Annotated in this window: 11 protein-coding genes; 2 read left to right on the top strand and 9 right to left on the bottom strand. The window is 49.6% G+C overall.

Translation table 11 applies throughout. From position 1 onward, the window contains the following. Both F1593_RS28950 and F1593_RS09985 read right to left on the bottom strand, forming a co-directional pair. Positions 1-227, bottom strand: a 227-nt coding sequence (locus F1593_RS28950) for a hypothetical protein (protein WP_216368836.1), incomplete at its 3' end; no start/stop codon positions are given. A gap of 112 nt (positions 228-339) precedes the next feature. Further along, on the bottom strand, positions 340-1083 hold the full coding sequence (locus F1593_RS09985) for a class I SAM-dependent methyltransferase (RefSeq protein ID WP_172632012.1): 744 nt from the start codon (positions 1081-1083) through the stop codon (positions 340-342). Between the two features lie 375 nt (positions 1084-1458). Here F1593_RS09985 and F1593_RS09990 point away from each other — a divergent pair, with 375 nt between their 5' ends. Beyond that, a complete protein-coding gene (locus tag F1593_RS09990; RefSeq protein ID WP_172632013.1) occupies positions 1459-2481 on the top strand; it encodes a phosphotransferase enzyme family protein in 1023 nt (340 codons plus the stop codon). A 228-nt stretch (positions 2482-2709) separates the two neighbouring features. Further along, positions 2710-4575: a serine/threonine-protein kinase gene (locus F1593_RS09995; RefSeq protein WP_172632014.1), complete on the top strand. Its 1866-nt coding sequence runs from the start codon at positions 2710-2712 to the stop codon at positions 4573-4575. Positions 4576-4875: 300 nt separating this feature from the next. Here F1593_RS09995 and F1593_RS10000 read toward each other — a convergent pair whose 3' ends face one another. The 7 genes from F1593_RS10000 to F1593_RS10030 form a co-directional block, all read right to left on the bottom strand. Next, positions 4876-5745 carry a DUF1003 domain-containing protein gene (locus tag F1593_RS10000; protein WP_149401416.1) on the bottom strand — a complete coding sequence of 290 codons (870 nt, stop codon included), beginning with the start codon at positions 5743-5745 and terminating at the stop codon, positions 4876-4878. A 73-nt stretch (positions 5746-5818) separates the two neighbouring features. Then, complete coding sequence (locus tag F1593_RS10005) at positions 5819-9559, bottom strand: AAA family ATPase (RefSeq protein WP_172632015.1); 3741 nt, start codon at positions 9557-9559, stop codon at positions 5819-5821. A 39-nt stretch (positions 9560-9598) separates the two neighbouring features. Beyond that, entirely contained in the window at positions 9599-11242 is a 1644-nt protein-coding gene (locus tag F1593_RS10010; protein ID WP_172632016.1) for a phosphorylase family protein, read from the bottom strand. Between the two features lie 145 nt (positions 11243-11387). Next, a complete protein-coding gene (locus tag F1593_RS10015; RefSeq protein ID WP_149401419.1) occupies positions 11388-12956 on the bottom strand; it encodes a radical SAM/SPASM domain-containing protein in 1569 nt (522 codons plus the stop codon). A gap of 39 nt (positions 12957-12995) precedes the next feature. Next, a complete protein-coding gene (locus tag F1593_RS10020) occupies positions 12996-15713 on the bottom strand; it encodes a tetratricopeptide repeat protein (protein ID WP_149401420.1) in 2718 nt (905 codons plus the stop codon). A 33-nt stretch (positions 15714-15746) separates the two neighbouring features. Then, positions 15747-17036, bottom strand: a complete 1290-nt coding sequence (locus F1593_RS10025; RefSeq protein ID WP_149401421.1) for an NB-ARC domain-containing protein — start codon at positions 17034-17036, stop codon at positions 15747-15749. A gap of 52 nt (positions 17037-17088) precedes the next feature. Then, a complete protein-coding gene (locus tag F1593_RS10030) occupies positions 17089-18141 on the bottom strand; it encodes an SIR2 family protein (RefSeq protein ID WP_149401422.1) in 1053 nt (350 codons plus the stop codon). Positions 18142-18271 lie beyond the last annotated feature (130 nt).

Here is an 18271-nt window from a genome sequence, read left to right on the forward strand (position 1 = left end):
GGATAGGCGGGCCGCTTGCCTGTCATGGCGACGCGATGCTGACTTCTTCTCATCTCTTTTGCTCCTTCTGCTTTGATCTTTCTCCTTTCTTTATCGGCATTCTGATGGGAATCAAACACTATCATACAAAGTGTTTGATTCCCACGACCAGCGGGATCTTGCTGTTTGACCTGCTGGCAGGCGCCTGCGCCCTTTATAGTGTATGGTGCTGTAAATGTGTATAGCATATTTACAGCACCATACACTATAAATTAGTCTGAGCACCGTAGGTGCGTCGACACCCTTTTCCTGCACCACACAATAAAAACTGTTTGTTTCCTCTTTTTGACCAATTGATCTTTAAATAAAGCCTCCATAGACGGCATGACCGGCTTGCATCCAGAAGCAATCAGCGATTTTGAAGCCTGCTTCTTGTAACCATTGGAGTTGTGCGGGAAGCGAAGATGGGAGATCGTAGGAGGTCGGATCATTATAATCATACTGGAAATAGTTCCATTGCTCTTCTTGAAATGCTGTAAAGCCGCTTAAATCGCCGCGTTGCTGGAGACTTTGCGCACGCACAATCTCATCATACTGGTGCGCAAAGAGAGCGGCAATCCGGGCGTTGGCTGGCCGTACAATATCCGCTAATAGCAATGCTCCATTGGGTTCCAACTGCTGAGCCATATCCTGGAATAGCTGACGTTTGCCCTCGTCGCTGAGATGGTGCACACAGAGCGATGAGACAATACAACGTGTCGCCTGCGGTAGTGTCGTACGCCACTCGCGGTCAGCTATTTCGAAGGACCGTACCTCCAGCCGTGCGTTGAAGCGAGCCAGTTTCTTGCTCAAATGCTTGCGCATTACTTCCGAGCCATCGAGCGCCAGATAGTGGCAGTTGGGAAACGCTTCCAGCAACGCTTCCGCTAATATTCCTTCGCCTGAGGCCAATTCTACGATTGTGAAGTGCTCATCGCGTTGCGCAGGCACTAATTGTAGCAGCGTCTCCGTTTGCTCGCTTCGCCCGGGTACAAAGATCGAACTGGTATCAATAAATGTCGCAGAGTCCTGTTCATTCCAACGTATACCACTATTCGTATTCATGGATTGATTATTCTCCTGGTTAAATCTCATGCTTGCGGTGAGAATGACATTTGCAAGGTTCTCCATCTTTGTGGGTGAAAGCGGGGTGCCCTCACAAACTCCCCCTCCTCTCAATCCCCAATAGAGAGCCTAATGCAAACGTGAAGATGCACGTATCAGGCATAATCATACTATTTACCAGTTCCTCACCGCAAGTTCTTTCTGCATATTTTCTTTTCAAGAGGCACTGACTCAATAAAAGGCACTAGCCTTTCCTTCTATTAAATAGCGTTCTGATACATTGAGATAATTGATGTTTTTATAGCTTGTCAACTTAAAGAATTCATGGCATACTAGATCGGCGCTGAGTTTATTTGTCAATATGGAGTTGATCGCTTGAATAAAGAAGATGTCTGGCGGGCCTGGCCTTTAGCAGGCCCCTGTACACTCTCTCCTCTGACGGGTGGTACAAATAAGTCTGTATGGCGTATAGAGACTGCCGATGGTCAGTTCTTTGTGTTATATATATATAGCGATCTAGCTTTGCGGCCGCGTGTACGCTATGAGCAAGCTATCCTGGAGTGGCTTTCAACGCAGGATCTTCCTTATCAAGTAGCGCATTATCTCCCTTCCCAATCAGGAGATTACATTGTTCCGCTGGAGGGGGCTGGCTTCGCTACGCTCGCGCCTTTTTTGCCCGGTTCACAATCCAGACAAGATACTGTTGCGTGCGCTATGCAGGCCGGTCAGGCTCTGGCACAGTTGACACGAGCCTTGGCTAACTGTCCTGATATTCCTTTGAGCGTGGATAGAGTTGCCCCTACTATCTTTGGCGATCTCACGACCAGACATCCCCTGGCGACTGATCCTCTGGCAGCGCTAGTGCGCTCACCGGTTGAGCCGCAGCATATCAGGCAGCTACGCACGTATCTGATGGGTATCATGGAGGGTATAGCTGAGCTCTATGCTCGTTTGCCTCTGCAATTGGTCCATCGCGATGTCGATGCAAGCAATTTGTTAAGCGATCAGCAAGGCGTGCTGGCAGTGCTCGATTTTGAATTTGCGACCTGTGATATTCGAGCCCTGGATCTGGCAGTTATGCTCAGCTGGTGGCCTGTGGATCGGATGGGGACGGGCAGGGAGTGGGAGATTATCGATGCCGTGGGGCGGGCCTATCAATCGCTCTTTCCTTTGCAGGATAGTGAGTTGTTGGCGTTGCCGGAGCTCTTTCGGTTGCGCGATGCCGCATCCCTGGTCCATCGCATCGGCAGCTATCTGGCCGGTACCACCTCGGAGGCGCAGATTCAGGTTCGTGTGGCGCATTCTTTATGGCGTGAGAACTGGCTGCTAGCCAATCAGCAGCAGTTGTGTGAGCATGCTTTACGCTGGCATGATAGAGCCTATACGACCGCTAACTAATACAATATCAAGCCAGTCCCGTCTTTTTTTATTGTTCCGTATAACAGAATATATGTATTTTTTCGTACAGTAATTTTTTATGGTAGTATAGTTGTATAAAAACATTGATTATCGCCTATGTCAGGAAGGTTATTTAGAACTCAATAACCTTCCTGACTTGAATGATCGATGCATTGCCGTGAACTGGTCGTTGATGGAAATAGTTGCAGCGGTGTCAGAGGTATGACTATGATGGATCGAGTGGGCCAGCGGTTGGGGAATTATCAGCTCATTCGACAGCTTGGCAGTGGTGGCTTTGCCGATGTGTATCTTGGCGAACATGTTTTTTTGGATACGCAGGCTGCTATCAAAGTTATGCGGTCCGCTATGTCATCGCCTGAGATGGGCAATTTTGTGCGCGAGGCCCAGGCTATTGTGCAACTGCGGCATTCCCATTTGCTACGTATTCTGGATGTAGGCGTGGAGGATGTCGCAGACCAGCGAGTCCCGTTTCTGGTTATGGATTTTGCACGTCGTGGGACCCTGCGTAACCTGCATGCACGTGGGTCAATAGTAGATCTTGATCTCGTTTTGTCGTATTTACAGCAGATTGCGCCTGCGCTTTATTATGTACATAGTCAGGGAAGAGTGCATCACAATCTTAAGCCGGAAAACATCCTGGTCGGCGAGCAGCATCGGCTATTGTTAAGTGATTTTGGGGTGGTCGGGGATGTGCAGAAGCTCGCCTCTCTCTCGCGTTCCCAGGCGGTGGATACGGTTGCGTATATGGCTCCCGAACAAATTACCCGGCAGGCTGAGCCAGCTAGCGATCAATATGCACTGGCTGTCCTGGTCTATGAATGGTTGAGTGGTACCCGTCCCTTCGAAGGCGATGATCCAATTGAGATTGCTCGTGGACATCGGTCTGATCCTCCTCCCGCGCTGGTGACACGTGTTCCTGAGCTCTCTCCCCTGGTTGAGCAAGTCTTGTTCAAGGCACTGGCAAAGAATCCACAGCGGCGTTTTCCCGATGTGCAAATGTTCCTGACGGCTTTAGAGCAGGCTCAGCAGGGGAATCCTCTGGCTAGTTCTTTTGCTCCTTCTGGTATTCGGGAGCCTGCTTATGAGCCATCGACGCTGATTATGCCCGCGATCGTGGTAGAGCAGCAGTCAACGCTGATTGTGCCCGATAGCCTCTCAAGCATCTCAGACGCCAACCGTTATTCAGCCTCGATCGGCAAGCTGTTGGTGACCTTTGGAGGGTATTCAGGGGTCCTGACGGCATTAGCCTGGTCGCCCGATAATCGAGATGTAGCGATTGGGGGATTGAATGGGCATGTGCATATCTGGTCTGTGCGTCAGGGTAATACACGGCTGCAACGGCCAGGAGGCGTGAGCGCAGTGAAGTCACTGCACTGGTCACCTGATGGTATGTATGTGGCGACAATTTCGCAAGCAGCGGTACTAGATGTATTTCATGCCGAGGGTAATCTGAGTATGATCACGCGCCGTGAGTGTGAAGATGTTGCCTGGTCGTCCGATAGTAAATATCTGGCTCTTGCCCTCTCAGCGCAAGCACGTATTGTCATCATCTCTGCCTTACAAGGGCGCGAAGTATTTTCTTATAGTTCACATACGACGCCTGTATATACCGTGGCCTGGTCGCCTGATGGTCGCTATCTTGCCTCAGCCAGCGAAGATGGGATGATCTATGTCTGGAACGCCCAGACAGGGCAAAACATTCATGTTGAGCAGTATGGCTATGACTTTATCGTGAGTCAATTGCGCTGGTCCCCTGATAGTACCCGCCTGGTCGCGATTAGTCTTCATAATCCGCACATTCGGACCTGGCAGGCCTTGACCGGGGCACAACGCATGGTTTATACAGGACATACAGACAAGCTGCATGCCGTTACATGGTCGGCAAGCAGCGCCTTGATTGCCTCAGCCAGTTCTGATCATACTGTACAGATCTGGCATGCCAGTAGCGGTGCCCACCTCTACACCTATACAGGGCATCGCGCCCCCGTCTACTGCGCGCAATGGTCGCCCGATGGCACTACTATTGCCTCCACCGGCACGGATGGCACCGTTCGTGTCTGGCAGGCATGCTAAAGTCTTCTAATCTCGACTTTGTACATGGTTAGGCTTTTGAGCAGGCTCAAAAGCCTAACCATGTACAAAGTCGAGCTAACAAAGTGTTTGATTCCCATCACTATCGGGATCTTACTGCTTCCCTGCTGGCAGGCGCGTGCGCGCCTGCACCCTTTTTATTATGTGATGTAGAAAAGGTTCTTCGAACCTTTTCTACATCACATAATAAAAATCTGTTTGAGCACCATTGGTGCGAAAACTCATGCACAGAGATGGTGGAGAGCATGGGAATCAAACACCTTGTTAGCGCCTTTCAGCGAGTTAGCTGCGGTTTTGGGCTTCTGGGATGGGCTGGCGTGTGCTATTCAGGATCTCGTGCTGCATCAGATGTAGTTGACGATGAATATCTCGAATTTCTTCTGCCATGGTCGTCATCTCGAATTCTGCTTTGACATCTATTTGATAGTCTAGATCAGCCTTGAGACGATCTTTGGCCCCCTGCCGATTCTGGCTGACGAGGACGAAGATAGAGAGGAAAATAGCTTCCAATGAGACGGACATGGTGAGGAATTGATAGGGATAGGGATCGAAACGCAGCATGGCCGGTCCCAGGGAATTGATCAGAATCCAGAGGGCAAATACGACGGCGTTGAGGAGCAGAAAAGGAATGGAGCCGCTCCATTCAGCGATAGCGTCGGCAAGACGTTGTCCATTGGAAATATGTTCATCTGCTGCATCGTTGGGATTCTTGCTTACGCGGGTGCGGAGGATGTCGTCCGTGTGTTTGAGCCGTTCGGCCAGTTCTGTGAGTACGTCCAGGCTGGCGTCCGGTCGGCGTCGTAAGAAAGCAAAGAATTCTTCACGTTCCAGTGCCAGCGTGACCAGTTCTCCCTGGGAAGTTGCACTTGCGGAGCGCTGATCCCCTGAAAGCATGGAGAGTTCACCAAAAAATTTGCCTGGACCAATCAGGTCAAGCATGACCTTCTTTCCATCACTATCGGTGAGCCAGACCTCAGCTTCACCCGACTCGATGATATGAAAGGCTGAGCCAACTTCACCGGCTTTCATGGCAATCTGACCGGGTTGGAAGATTTGTTCCGTCATGATCGAGTGTAATTCCTGGAGTTCCTCTTCGTCCATGTTTGAAAAAAGTGGAATGCATTGGAGCTCATGAATAGTTGTACGCGTCATACATACCCTTTCTCCTCGTGGTAGTGTGGAAATAGCACGAGAAGTATTTAAACTGTTCAGTTTTTCTATTATCTCACATTAAGGTCTGTTTTGTTTGGTTTTCTTCCGTGTTTTCTTGTGCTCCGAGGGTGATGAGCATCGCTTTCTGTGTGGCGTTTAGCCCTCGCGCTCCTGTGATGTTCATGCGTTCATAGGGTCGATCGCTTTGCCATGTTTGCAGGCAGTTTCCACTCTGTGCATCCCATTGTTTGATCGTGCCGTCGTGGCTACCGCTTAAGAGCGTGGCATCTTGTGGATTGAAGATGACCGAGCGTATACGTTGTGTATGTCCCCGCAATGTGTGCAGACAATGCCAGTCGCTGGTATCCCATAGACGGATGGTATGGTCTTCACTGCCGCTGGCAAGCAGGCTGCCATCAGGACTAAAGGCCAGGCTGTAGATACGATCACTATGTCCACTGAGCGTCTTGATGGGATTATTGTGTTCCTGGTGAAGTTGCCAGAGGAAGATATCGTGATCGTCACCTCCGCTGACCAGTAGATTTCGTTGGGCATCGAAGGCGAGGGCCTGGATCTTGCCCTTATGTCCTGGCAGGCGCTCACTACAGTGACGCGTCGTGAGATCCCAGAGGAAGATATCGCGTTCGTTGCCGCCGCTGGCGAGGGTTGTATCATTCAGAAAAGTCACAGCGCGGATGCGATCATGATGTCCCGTTAACACATAGAGGTGCCGGGCCGTCTGGACATCCCATAGATGTATTTCCTGATCATCCCCGACACTTGCCAGTAGTTTGCTATTGGGACTGAAGGCGACGGCGCGTACTCGCCCTCCCTGGTTGGTGAGCTTGCGTAGACTGTAATTGTCATGCACATTCCAGAAACCAACCATATGATCATCGCAACCAGTGGCAAACGTGCTCCCATCAGGGCTGAAGGCCATGCTATAGATCCAACTCTTGTGTTTATCTACGCTGTTCAGGCAACGTTTACTCGCTATCTCCCAGAATTTGACGGTGAGGTTCTCCCCATTCCCTGCCAGTACACGACCATCAGGACTGGCAGCCACGGCATAGACCCAGCTACTATGTCCCTGTAAGGTCATGATGCATTGCCGATGTTTCACATCCCAGATACGAATGGCCTGATCGTCACCTCCGCTGACAATCAGCGAGCCATCGGCGCTATAGACAATGGCCCGTATGCGATTACGATGCCCTTCCAGGATCGCTAGATTGTGTCCGCTCTCTACATCCCAGATACGAATGGCATAGTTTTCGTCTCCACCGGCAATCTGCCTGCCATCAGGACTAAACGCGACCTCTCTAATCCGGCTGACCGGTTCGGTTGCTATATTCCTATATTTACCTGTTGCAACATCCCAGAAGCGCACAATCTGTTTATCACTACCGCTGGCGATTGTCTGTCCATCAGAACTGAGCGCAAGGGAATAGATATGTCCTTGCGTATTTTGCAGATTATGTACAGGTTCCCTGGTAGCTAGATCCCAGACAATAACATTGGTCCCTTCGCTCCCGCTGATCAGGAGCAAGCTATCGGGACTGAAGATAACCGAGCGAATTAACTCGTTGTGGCCTGCGAATGTATGCAAACACTGTCCGCTGGCGATATCCCACAGGTAGACCAGTTGATCATCGCCACCGCTGGCGAGTAGTGTGCCATCGGGACTAAACGTGACGCTATAGATCCTGCCTTGTTGTCCCTGAAAAATTTTGATACACTGCTCGCTAGCAACATCCCACAGACGAATTCCCTGATCATCGCTCCCGCTCGCCAGCCAGCGCCCATCGGGACTGAACGCAATCGTGCGAATCCAATCTGTATGCCCGGTCAGGCTCGAGAGCGGTGTCCCGGCGGGCAGTTGCCAGAGCTCAATCGTTCCATTCGCGGTGCCCGCAGCCAGCCAGGTCTGGTCTGGTGAGAGCGCCAGGCTGAGGATATTTCCAAATGACTCGGTGAAGCTACAGGTTGCCAGATCGGTATCGGAAAAATCTATATCCTCTAGTCGGACATCTTGTAGAAATGCCTGTCGAATTACGAGATGCGAGAAGTTGTAGCCTTGCAGAGAACCGCCTGTCTGGATGAGGAGATTGAGGATATTGCCTACGCCATAGCCAGTGTTGGAGATGGTGCTGAAGCGCCAATGATCGAGTAAACGTTCCCATTTGCGTTTGCTCTCCTCTGGTCCAAAGGTGATGTGCATATAGGAGGCCAGCGGTTCCAGAAGGAGTTTGATTTGCGTCCGGCGTAGATAATCTCTGCTTTCAGCCTTCATCAACGCATGGCTCTGAAAGAGCTGTGGCGTCTCACTGTGTAGCTCTTGTTGTATCTGGTGGAGCAGGCGTGCCGTTATATATTCCATAATCACGGCCTGGAGTGAAAAGAAGGCGTTGTTATGGCTCTCGACCAATGAACGCCGCCGCAGCGACTTGAGGGCTTCGATGAAAATGCCCGCAGGAATGACACGGATGATATCGGAGCGCAGCGTTTCCAGGCTGGTCTGCTCCCGCTCGATAGCCAGCCAGTAGAGGATCTCTTGTTCCAGGGGCGATGAGCGTTGAAATTGTTGATCCAATAATTCTTGCATATCGCCTACGATAAGCTCTGATTGGGCGAGGAACGCGGCAATATCGCCATGGAATAGCTCACGCAGTGGCTCTGAGGCCAGCTTCATTGCCAATGGATTGCCCGAATAGAGATGGGTAAAACGCTGCCATGTCTCATCATTCCCAAACAGATCCTCTCCTGAGAGAATGTTGCGCGCTTCACGTTGCGCTACCCCTTGCAATTGGAGCGAGCGTACCGCAAGCGCTTTCCCTTCCAGACGCGCCAGCTCACGCGGTTTCTCCCGGCTCGTCAGCAACAGGCAGCTTTGATGCTGGGTACTGCCCACCAGTTCTAGCAAGCGACCAAATCCCTGATACTCGTCGCGGTAATAGCCAGCATTATTGCCATCCTGTAAGACCGACTCAAAATTATCCAGTACCAGCAGGCAACGATAGCGACGTAAATAGTTGATCAGCAGCATAATTTGTGCATCGATATGTTGTGGAATGGTGGGATGCATAGGATCGGGCCAGAGCTGAAAGAAGTGCGTTAAAATATCAATCAGGGGTGGCGTATTCTGCAATGTACGCCAGAAGATCATATCAAAGTGTGGGCTGACCTGTTGTGCCAGTGTCAGCGTCAGCGCAGTCTTGCCCACGCCGCCCAGTCCCTGGATGACGATCAGCCGGCAACGCTCCTGTTCAATCCATTGTTGCAAAGTTGCCAATTCATGCGTCCGACCATAGAAATGCTCGGCCGTGGGTGCCTCGCCCCAATCGCTCCGCGGAGGTTCCGTTCCCTTTTTAACGTCTGGCATCAGTAGTCCACTGGTCTGGCGTACCATCTGTGCTTCTGGCGGGCGTTCCTCCAACGTTGCCGTCATGGTAGATGACGTGGCGAGCGCATTGATCTGTACTGGTTGTTCATATGGCAAGGGGGCAGTTTGCAGGGCTGGCTGCGCAGCCTCGCCTGTGGCAACTGTCGAGCTGTGCCATTGGAAGAAATTGACCAGTAGCGTGAGGATACTGACAACCATACCTACGACGAGCGCCAAAACTGATAGTGTTGTCCCACCCGTCAGCACTCCCTGCTGTTTAATGACCAGCAAGGCTACCAGCACTATAATAATCACGGCCATGACACAGATGCTCGCGATGAGCCAGGCCAGCCGCACACGCCGCCGATGCTTCGCCGTGTCGGATGATAAGGATTGCGTTTGTTGCTGTTGCGCTTGATGAGATGATGGCATATTATTTCCTGGCTCCATCTCTATACTATCTATAAAGTATTAATCAATAAATTTCATTTTTTGGAGGGTATGGAGAGTAAATTGCGCGGCATTTCTAGCAGCCAGAAGCTGATCTTGCTCTTTATGTTGATTTCCCTTATTTCCATCTCCCCAGTCGCAGATTGCCTTAACCAGCATCCAGTTAATTTTATAACGTTGCGCGACCGAATACAAGCCTGAACCTTCCATCTCTCCACCGAGCGCTTCCGGCTCAATCTGTCGTAACCGAGCGCATAGCGCCTGATTATCGACCAGCTTCTCACCTGAGAAAAGTAAGCCTGTTTCTACGCGGGCCCCTTTCCAGCTTAATTGCGCACTTTTGAAGCGGTTAATCAGAAAGGTTGAGGTGGATGGTCTATCTCCACGCGGAATGATGACCTCCTGCGCAGGATTCTGAGGGTCGGTGCCTACACGTTGTTGATCATAGAGGCGAATCTTATGGGCAACCAGAATCGTTCCTAGCTGTTGTTTGTCTGGACGCAGACCAAAAGCAATCCCCACCATAATGATCGATGATGGATGGAGCATGCGTATACCCTCTTCGATGGTTAACGTAGAGCCGCCCGGCCCGATGGCACCCATCTCGGTTTGTAGCAGAAAGACGCGTGCCCCATTGATCATGCCCAGGTCGTGATAGACATTGTTGGCGATAGGATAGCTCTGTGGCTGGCGCTTCAGTCTCTTTTTGCATGTCTCAAAAACCGCCTGCGTCTCTGTCTCTGTCACCGTCACCAACAATACATCTGCCCTTAACGGCTGATCGGCTCTTGTCTGGTCTATGGGTAATGTGACCATCTGCTCAGTAGTGCCTTTGGAACGCCGCGTTGTATCTGATTGCTTGTTTGAAAGCAGTTTTTCCAGGGTCGTAAAGAAGCTGGCAAACGCGCCATATGGCCCTGCGATAGTAAATGCTTCCGTTTCCTGCGCTCGGTTGTCCAGCAAGTGAAGTATCAGATCATCCGCCACAGGTGGTTGCTCCACCACATAATAGGTGCTTGTTTGTTTGTGATTTTGATCGAATTGTTTATATATATCAATATCAAGCTCCAGCCCACCAACGATCAAGAGATCCTGGTTTAGCGTGCGCCTGATAGGCCCTTTCAGGGCAGGACGGGGTTCAAAAAATTCTGGAAACGTCTCGGGAAGCACCCTATCCTGCAAGCTGCCATGCAATTTCACAATACGCACCAATTGCGTCCCCTGTAAAGGCTCATCCAATTGCTGCGCAATATAGCCATCATTGTGTCGATCTACTATCAGAGTTTGAATTGTGTATGGATCTTTTCCCTCTTCTATGAGTAGCTCTTCGAGAGCATGTTCCAGTCGGGAGTCAAGGTTGGTGGTCAGGATGGTGCGGAAGTAGCCTTGTATGATCAGGCGCGCCAGGGCACGATAGCCGATTGCTTGCTGTTGATCCTGCTCCTCTGCCAGTGGCTTGAGTGCGATCAGACGATCGGGATAGCCACGATGGCGCAAATATTGGCAGAAGCCATGCCAGTTGGGGGTATGCGCGATCCGTTGTAACATGCCCGGTGTTAATGAGAGTGTGGACGATAAGAGCAGGTTGTATGGTCGAGGAGGGGATTCCTGAAGGCGCTGCACCATGATTTGCGCCAATTCTGTCAACTGGTATGGTGGTTCCATCCATTCACTCCTTGTAGCAAGATGAGGCGTCTCATATACAAAATTTTTGTTAGATAGGATAGTTTTTATATTTATTGTCTTCGATCTATAGGATTGCAGGTGGGTAGCTTGTTGATAGTCTGGCCTGTTTTTCGATAGGGTATGTCTATATTTCGATTGGCGACACATATTTGAGTAAGCGTAGCGCCTCCAGGCGCAGGGCAGCGGGGAAAAGTGCCTTATAGATTGCGCAATTGGGTGACTTGATGTCGCTGCGTCCGGTCATGCGGTAGGTGAGCATTGCACAGCCGCCTGAACACCAGTTGCGCCACTCACAGTCCCGACAGCCCTCCTTTTCCTGGACTGCGACCGCTTGAACGCCGCGTCGTTCAGCACGAATAACCCGTAAGGGATTCTCTGCTGCTATCGTGGTCAGCGGATTGGCGATTTCCATCTGACAACTGGCGATACCTCCTCGCTGGTTAATTGCCAGATAGTCCCGCCCTACACCGCAATGATACGTACGTGAACCGTACATCTTTGTCTTATCAACCAGCGCATCCAGCAGCGTGGATGCGGGTAAGTGTTTTTCAATATAGGTGAACGCCGCATGCATGCCCTGAATCATCTGGGTATCACTGAACTGGAGATCCGTCAGACGAGATGAGCAGTCATTATCCCGATAGTAGCTTAGTCCAAATGGCAGATCGCGTGCAAGAATATAGCCGAGCAACTCTGGGAGCCGGGCCAGATTGCGCTGTGTCACGGTCACATTGATGCTGGGCACCAATCCATGTTGTAGCAAGCGTGTAATCGTGCGATCCACTAACGCGAACGAGCCCGCACCATTGATCAATGGTCGCTGCTGATCATGGTCGGCAGCGATACCATCCAATGAAAGAGCGACATTGATATGGCGCTCTTTCAACTGCTCGATCATGCGTACTGGAAAGGCCGCGCCATTACTGATCATGCCCGCAACCAGTGTCAGGCCATGTATCTCAGTCTGCTGTAGAGCATAATCATGGGTTGCGATCACCTGTGGCAGGCGCAGTGTTGCTTCACCGCCCGCATAGGTAAGGTGAATGCCCTGATAACCATTCAGGAGAGCCGAGCGGATCACTGCATCAACCGAACGTCTCATCGTATCCTCAGCCATATGCTCGCTATCTTTTGCCACATAACAATAATGACAACGTAAATTGCAGGCATTTGTCACATGCAGCCAGACCGCGAGCATTTGCTTATCATCCTGTAAAGAATGGGATGTGGCCTGTGTGGACGCTGCGCGAGCTGTAAGATCTTGTAAAAAGTCCAGTTCTGTCAGCAAGGATACCGCTCGTGCTACTCTTAGCGGCTCGATTGTTGCCTCTTCGCATACTTCCTGAAGCGTACGTGGAAGGGTAAAACGTTGGAGTAAAGCGAAGGCTGGCTCATCCAATACCGCTAGCTTGCCGGAGCCAGTGGGATTACAGATGAGCCAGCGCTTATCCTGATCATGCTGGATGTGCAATGCATTGGCGATGACGAAGGTATGTTGATATAACTGCATGAGCTCTGGTACGGTAGATGTCAGGGCTACTGGTACGCTCACCGCTGCATGGGTATTCGTGGCGTTATGGCCCAGGCCAGGCGTTGCGTTGTGGTTACTACATTCATTGGGACACATCATACTAGCATTTCCCGCATGTGTGATCTGTGCCAGGAGCGCTGTGTCGAGCCAAATATGTATCACTAACCTGTATCCTCATCCTTCTTTGATAATGGTACAGCCTTATATAAACATCCAGTTACGCAGGTCGGTTACTCGTTTGATCAATGCTGGATATGTTTCCTCCAGCTGTTGAGATTGCCAGTAGTCCAACAATACCTGGACCGCCGCGGCCATAGCAGCTTGTGGCAGGCCCAGGAGAGCATCAATGGTTCTTTGAATGGCATTGATAAACTCGTTCTGATTGTATTCAGCCATGTGATGACAATAGTGAGAAAAATGTTGAAAAGCCTGCTCATATTGCCCCTGTTGATATTGAATTTCCGCCCGCTCTTTTTCGATATTTCCCAGCAAAGCCACATAGTTTTCATTTGTCGCTAATTCTTCAGCCTCTTGCAGATAGAACGTATTCTGTTCTAATTGTCCCAGCGCCCTGGCGGTAATCCCTTGATCGATCAAGCTCTCCGTCTGTTGAAAGTAATCAGGCACGAGGGCGGCCTCTGTAATGGCGCGCTCAAAGAGCTTCTGAGCGCGTTTCATCTGAACTACTGCCTGCTCATGCTCATGCTCCTCCAGGAGTTGTTGGCCCCAGGCGAGATAGATGCGACCCTGTTTATTTAAACTATTAATATACTGTTCTTGATCAACTCCCCTGGCTGCCTCTTCGCCCTGCTCGAACCATTGCAGCGCTTTCTGGAGGTCGTTTTTTTGGAGCTCAACCTGACCAAAACGATTATAAATCATGGCAAATCGGATATAGTAATTGTTACGTACAAAAATATCTTGCGCGGCATGCAGAGCCCTTTCTGCCTCGACAGTGTTACCGGCGGCCAGATAAATTTGTCCCAGGGTGTGCAGGCTCAGGCCGACGATTGGTTCGCCCGCTTCACCGGCCTGTGCTAATTGTTGACGCAAATGCCAGGCAATTTTACAATCCTGCAATGCCTCTTCGATTCTGCCCTGACGCAGATAAATGACGGAGATGTTTGAGAGCACAGTTGCATAGTCATAGCGATAATTTATCTTCCGAAAGAGTTCAATGCCTTTTTGATAGTAATCCAGCGCGGTGGCCCATTGTCCACGCCGTTGATGGATTCTTCCCAGGCTCGTAAAGATATTAGCGATTTGATAGTCGTTGTTGGGCAGGGAGCGTTCCAATTCCAGGCAGGCCAGATAGCTATCGGTAGCGGCTTTCAGCTTGCTTTGCGCGATATAACAGACCCCCTGTTCGCGGTACAACTCTGATCTGTTGCTCTCTAACCAGAGCGCATCCGCTTCCTGAAACAGTTTTTCGATCAGTTCCAGGGCAGCAGCATAATTGTCTTCTGAACGCAGCAGTTTGACGATGCGTAACTGTAAGGTATTGTATTGTGCTGGTGAAAGTTCAGCAGTGAATTTCTGGATCTCCTGGACCAGTAGATGAGAAAAAGCCATCTTAAAGACAAAACTTGCTTCACGCACGTTTTCAATGAAGTAATTCATGCCGTCGTCCAGATCGACAAACAGGCGATGATAGAGTTCCTCGATAATATACTCCTGGCGCTTCTGTTCATTCTTTTCCTGGGATAGTTTATGCTCAAAGTACTTGATCATAGAGCTGCTGATCGTTTTACGAAAGCGCCGATCACTATCCTGCATACCCCAGCAATATTGATTGACCAGGCGGCGCATCTCATCGTGCAGCACAAAATCAGCGCCAGAATTGGGTTTGCGGACAAAGGTGAGCGTTGGTAGTTTAGTGATCAGTTCTTCCTGACTGATGGTACGTATTTCCTGCTTCATATTGAGTTGATTTAACAGCCATTCCAGGATGGACATATTGAAGCGATGATAAACATGCGCCATGAAGAGAATATCCCAGTTGATGGGATTCTCTATCTGTTGAACCTGCGTGACAAGAAAGCGTTCAAATTCGTCGCCAGGGATTGTAAGGAGTTTATCAATGGTTAAAATGCGCCGATTCAGTATATCGAGCGCCAGACCCAGGATGATCGGACGTCCTTCAGTGCGTTCGTAGAGTTCTCTGGCGGTTGTCTCATCGGAGGTCAGGTCATAGATGGATTCGATTTCAAGATATTCTAACATTTCGGACTGGTTAAAGGGTGCCAGTTCAATAACCTGGACCTCGTCTGTGCGCCCTTGCCAGTTTGCTTGCATCCAGTCCAGGCTATTGCGACCGGCGACCACGCTTCGCATATGTTTAAAAGTGTAGCTATCAGGAAATTGCTGGGTGCGCCGTAAGACGGCCATCTCAGGGGTTGCCTCAATTTCTTCGAAGGTGTCAAAGATGACCAGCAATGTTTTCTGCTCGTCTGAATGCTCCAATTGGATATCCAGGCGTCGTAAATCGTCGAGCAGGGCAGCATTGGCACTTTCGCGAAGCTCAGTTGTTGCGCGAAGCGTGCCAGAGGTAGCTGTATTCTGCGCCTGCTTGTCACGATGGTGGCGGATGGTTTCACGAAATTCCGTGGCTCTCCAGGAAGGATACAGTTCCTCGATCCCTTGCACGATCTTTTCAGCCAGGAACACACGGTCACGATCGCCGATATTAAAGAAATCGACCATCACGACCACGATGTCTTTCGCATACAGTTCTTCGATCAGTTCGACATAACGGCGCAATAGCCAGGTCTTGCCGACGCCTCCTTTTCTTTCCGTTTCTTTTGCCGCATCATGGATATACAAGGTCGCGGGCCCATTTGGATCTGCGAGCCAGCCGAGAAAGGTTTCTATTTCTGCGCTACGACCAATGAAATGGCTCGCGCCTTGTGTCTGAGACATGTGACCACCTCTTACTTGTTTAGAATAGATGGGCTATAAACGTTCGCCGATCAGCGCTTGAAGTGTTGCTAAATGATCCCCTAATTCTTCCCGCAGTTCTTCATCTTGTGCAAACTCTGTGGCGAACTGCATGATCTCTTCCGGTGTTTCCTGCATGACAATTTTGAGTGCTTGTTCCAGCAAGGCATCTTTTTCTGGCGTTTCTGGCAAGCAGGCAGTGTGATAAAAGCATTCGCGTACGTAACGTACGCGATCAAAGCTCCGTTCAGGAACTTTAATGTCCGTTGCCAGTTGCAAATTGGTGTGCGCAAGAAACTCCTGAATTGTGCGATACCAGTCTGGCCGTTCCATTTTTACCAGCAGAAGAAAGATAAAGCGCAGCGGCTCGTCAATGCAGTAGCCAGCCCGCGCCATATCCCAATGCAAAATATTATCCGCCTCGTCATTAATTTCTCGTAACAGGGGAATATAATCCATGGTATTGTCGCGCCGTTGCTCGTTGGCAAAATTTTCAATAAGATCCTGCATCAAAACAAGATTAAAGCGCCTTGGTATAGAAAATAGCTGTAAAATAATGTGATAACGCTGTTTATCTTCTTCGCTACTCTGAGCCAGCACACCTTCATTGATGACTTTTTCTTGTAAGAGCGTCAAAATATCCTGCTTGCCTTGTGGGGTACGTGGATCAGAGCCGCTATCAATGGCCTGGGCCATCACGTTCATCGCGCGCGGATATCCACGTGTCCAGTCAAAGACCATGTCGCGCACTTCGGGATCGACCTGATGCTTCAATTTTGTGACATACATATTGCAATCTTTGCGTTCAATTGCTTTCAACGAATGTGAGGTAAGCTTGCGGGCGACTGAGCGTTCCTGTCCAAAGGTAAGCAACTGTTTACTGGTCAAAATAACAAAAAATTTCTCATCATCGAGTAAAGCACGCAACATGGCTGTGATTTGTTTTTGCTGTCTGTCATCGGCTGTGTCAACCGCATCCAGCAGCATCACAACTGGTTCCTCCCGTAAAAGCATCCTGGTTGCATTGATCGCTGATATATCAGTTGTCTCGTCGATTGAAGGAAGATGTGTTCTGACCTGCTTGATAATTTCTTGCCCAATCGTGTCAGGATTTTTGCCGACATCGATCAGCAGCGGTTTGATATTTTGCGCACGACAATGTTCCAGTATCTTCTGTAAGAGGAATGTTTTGCCGATTCCTCCGATACCCTGGAATTCGATAATTGGAGTGCGTAGGAGACGATCTCCATCGAGCAGTGTCTGAAAAGCCTCGTCGACGAGTCGTAACTCAGGTTCTCTATTCACAAAAGGTTCCATGTCACCTCCACTAAGGACCGATGTGAGCGCACTATGGGTGCTATCCCGCCGGGGGAATATCGGGTCCTTGTCTTTCTTTTAAATTGGGAGCCCCGTTTTCTGCTTGTATAGCCTGCTGCGTGTACACTTCTTGTAAAGACCGCTTTAATTCATGACGCATTTCAGTGAGGAATTTTTCGACGGTTGAATCTATAATTTCACGAGTTTTTTGCTGTTCATCCCGGATCTGTTCCAGTAGTGCCATAATTTCGAAGGTTGTTTTATGATGAATGGGAATGACGCTCGGCCCGAGATAGCGATAGAGTATATTGATAAAGTTTTCATAGCTGCCCCTGGGTCCTGTGAGATAGCTGACGGTTCTATGTGCAAAGAGATGAGCAATCAACGGTTTATCCTGTAAATCTTCTTCGTTGATAAACCAGATGGTGCCGGCTTTTTCGGGAAAGAGGCTGAGGATATCGGCGTCCCAACTGGGATCGATGCCAATCATTAGAATATTCTGGGCCAGAGCGCGGCGCAGATATGTTTCTAATTCATGACGATGCTCCCCATCCAGGAAATCAAGCCTTACCTTTATATCATAGCGCCGCGACAAAAGGTCTCCATACACTTTGGTAATACGATATTTCGAGGTATATTGTGTTGCCTGTATGTCTTTGTCGGGTAGTATTACTTTTACATCAAATGGTTCACGTAAGCCAGCTTGCTGGAAGGCTTTTTCAAGTTGATCATCAATGTTGGTGGTAATGATTTCGCTGAAATAGCCTTGCTGGACAAGTTCAACCAGACCGACATCTCCTTTTGAAATCTCTAAATCTTTGACGGATGCCTGTAAGAGAGCATGGATGCTCGTTTCACTGGACTGACGCATGTACTTATGAAAAAGGTTATAGCATTCTTTGAATTTTTCATGAGGCGAAAGATTGGCATAACCAGGATCGCCAAAGGAAAGAAAGACAGTATAGAAATGTGCGCTCCTAAATAATCCTCCTGCCCGCGAACCGAGCAGTAGCGTGGTTGGATTGCCGTTCAATTTCTCCATATCCAGCCGTTTTACTATTTCCTCGATTGTAATGGGTTGTGGATCTGGCATAGCTCTAAAGCACTTTCTACTGATATTATCTAGCGTTATCCATTATAACATAGTCCCATGCCATTTATAGCATTCATTACAGGAATATAGCGAGAGTGCTTGTGGAAAGGCTTTGGTGTCGAGCACAAAG

Origin of the sequence: Dictyobacter arantiisoli, from assembly GCF_008326305.1 — a bacterium.
GTDB lineage: Bacteria > Chloroflexota > Ktedonobacteria > Ktedonobacterales > Ktedonobacteraceae > Dictyobacter > Dictyobacter arantiisoli.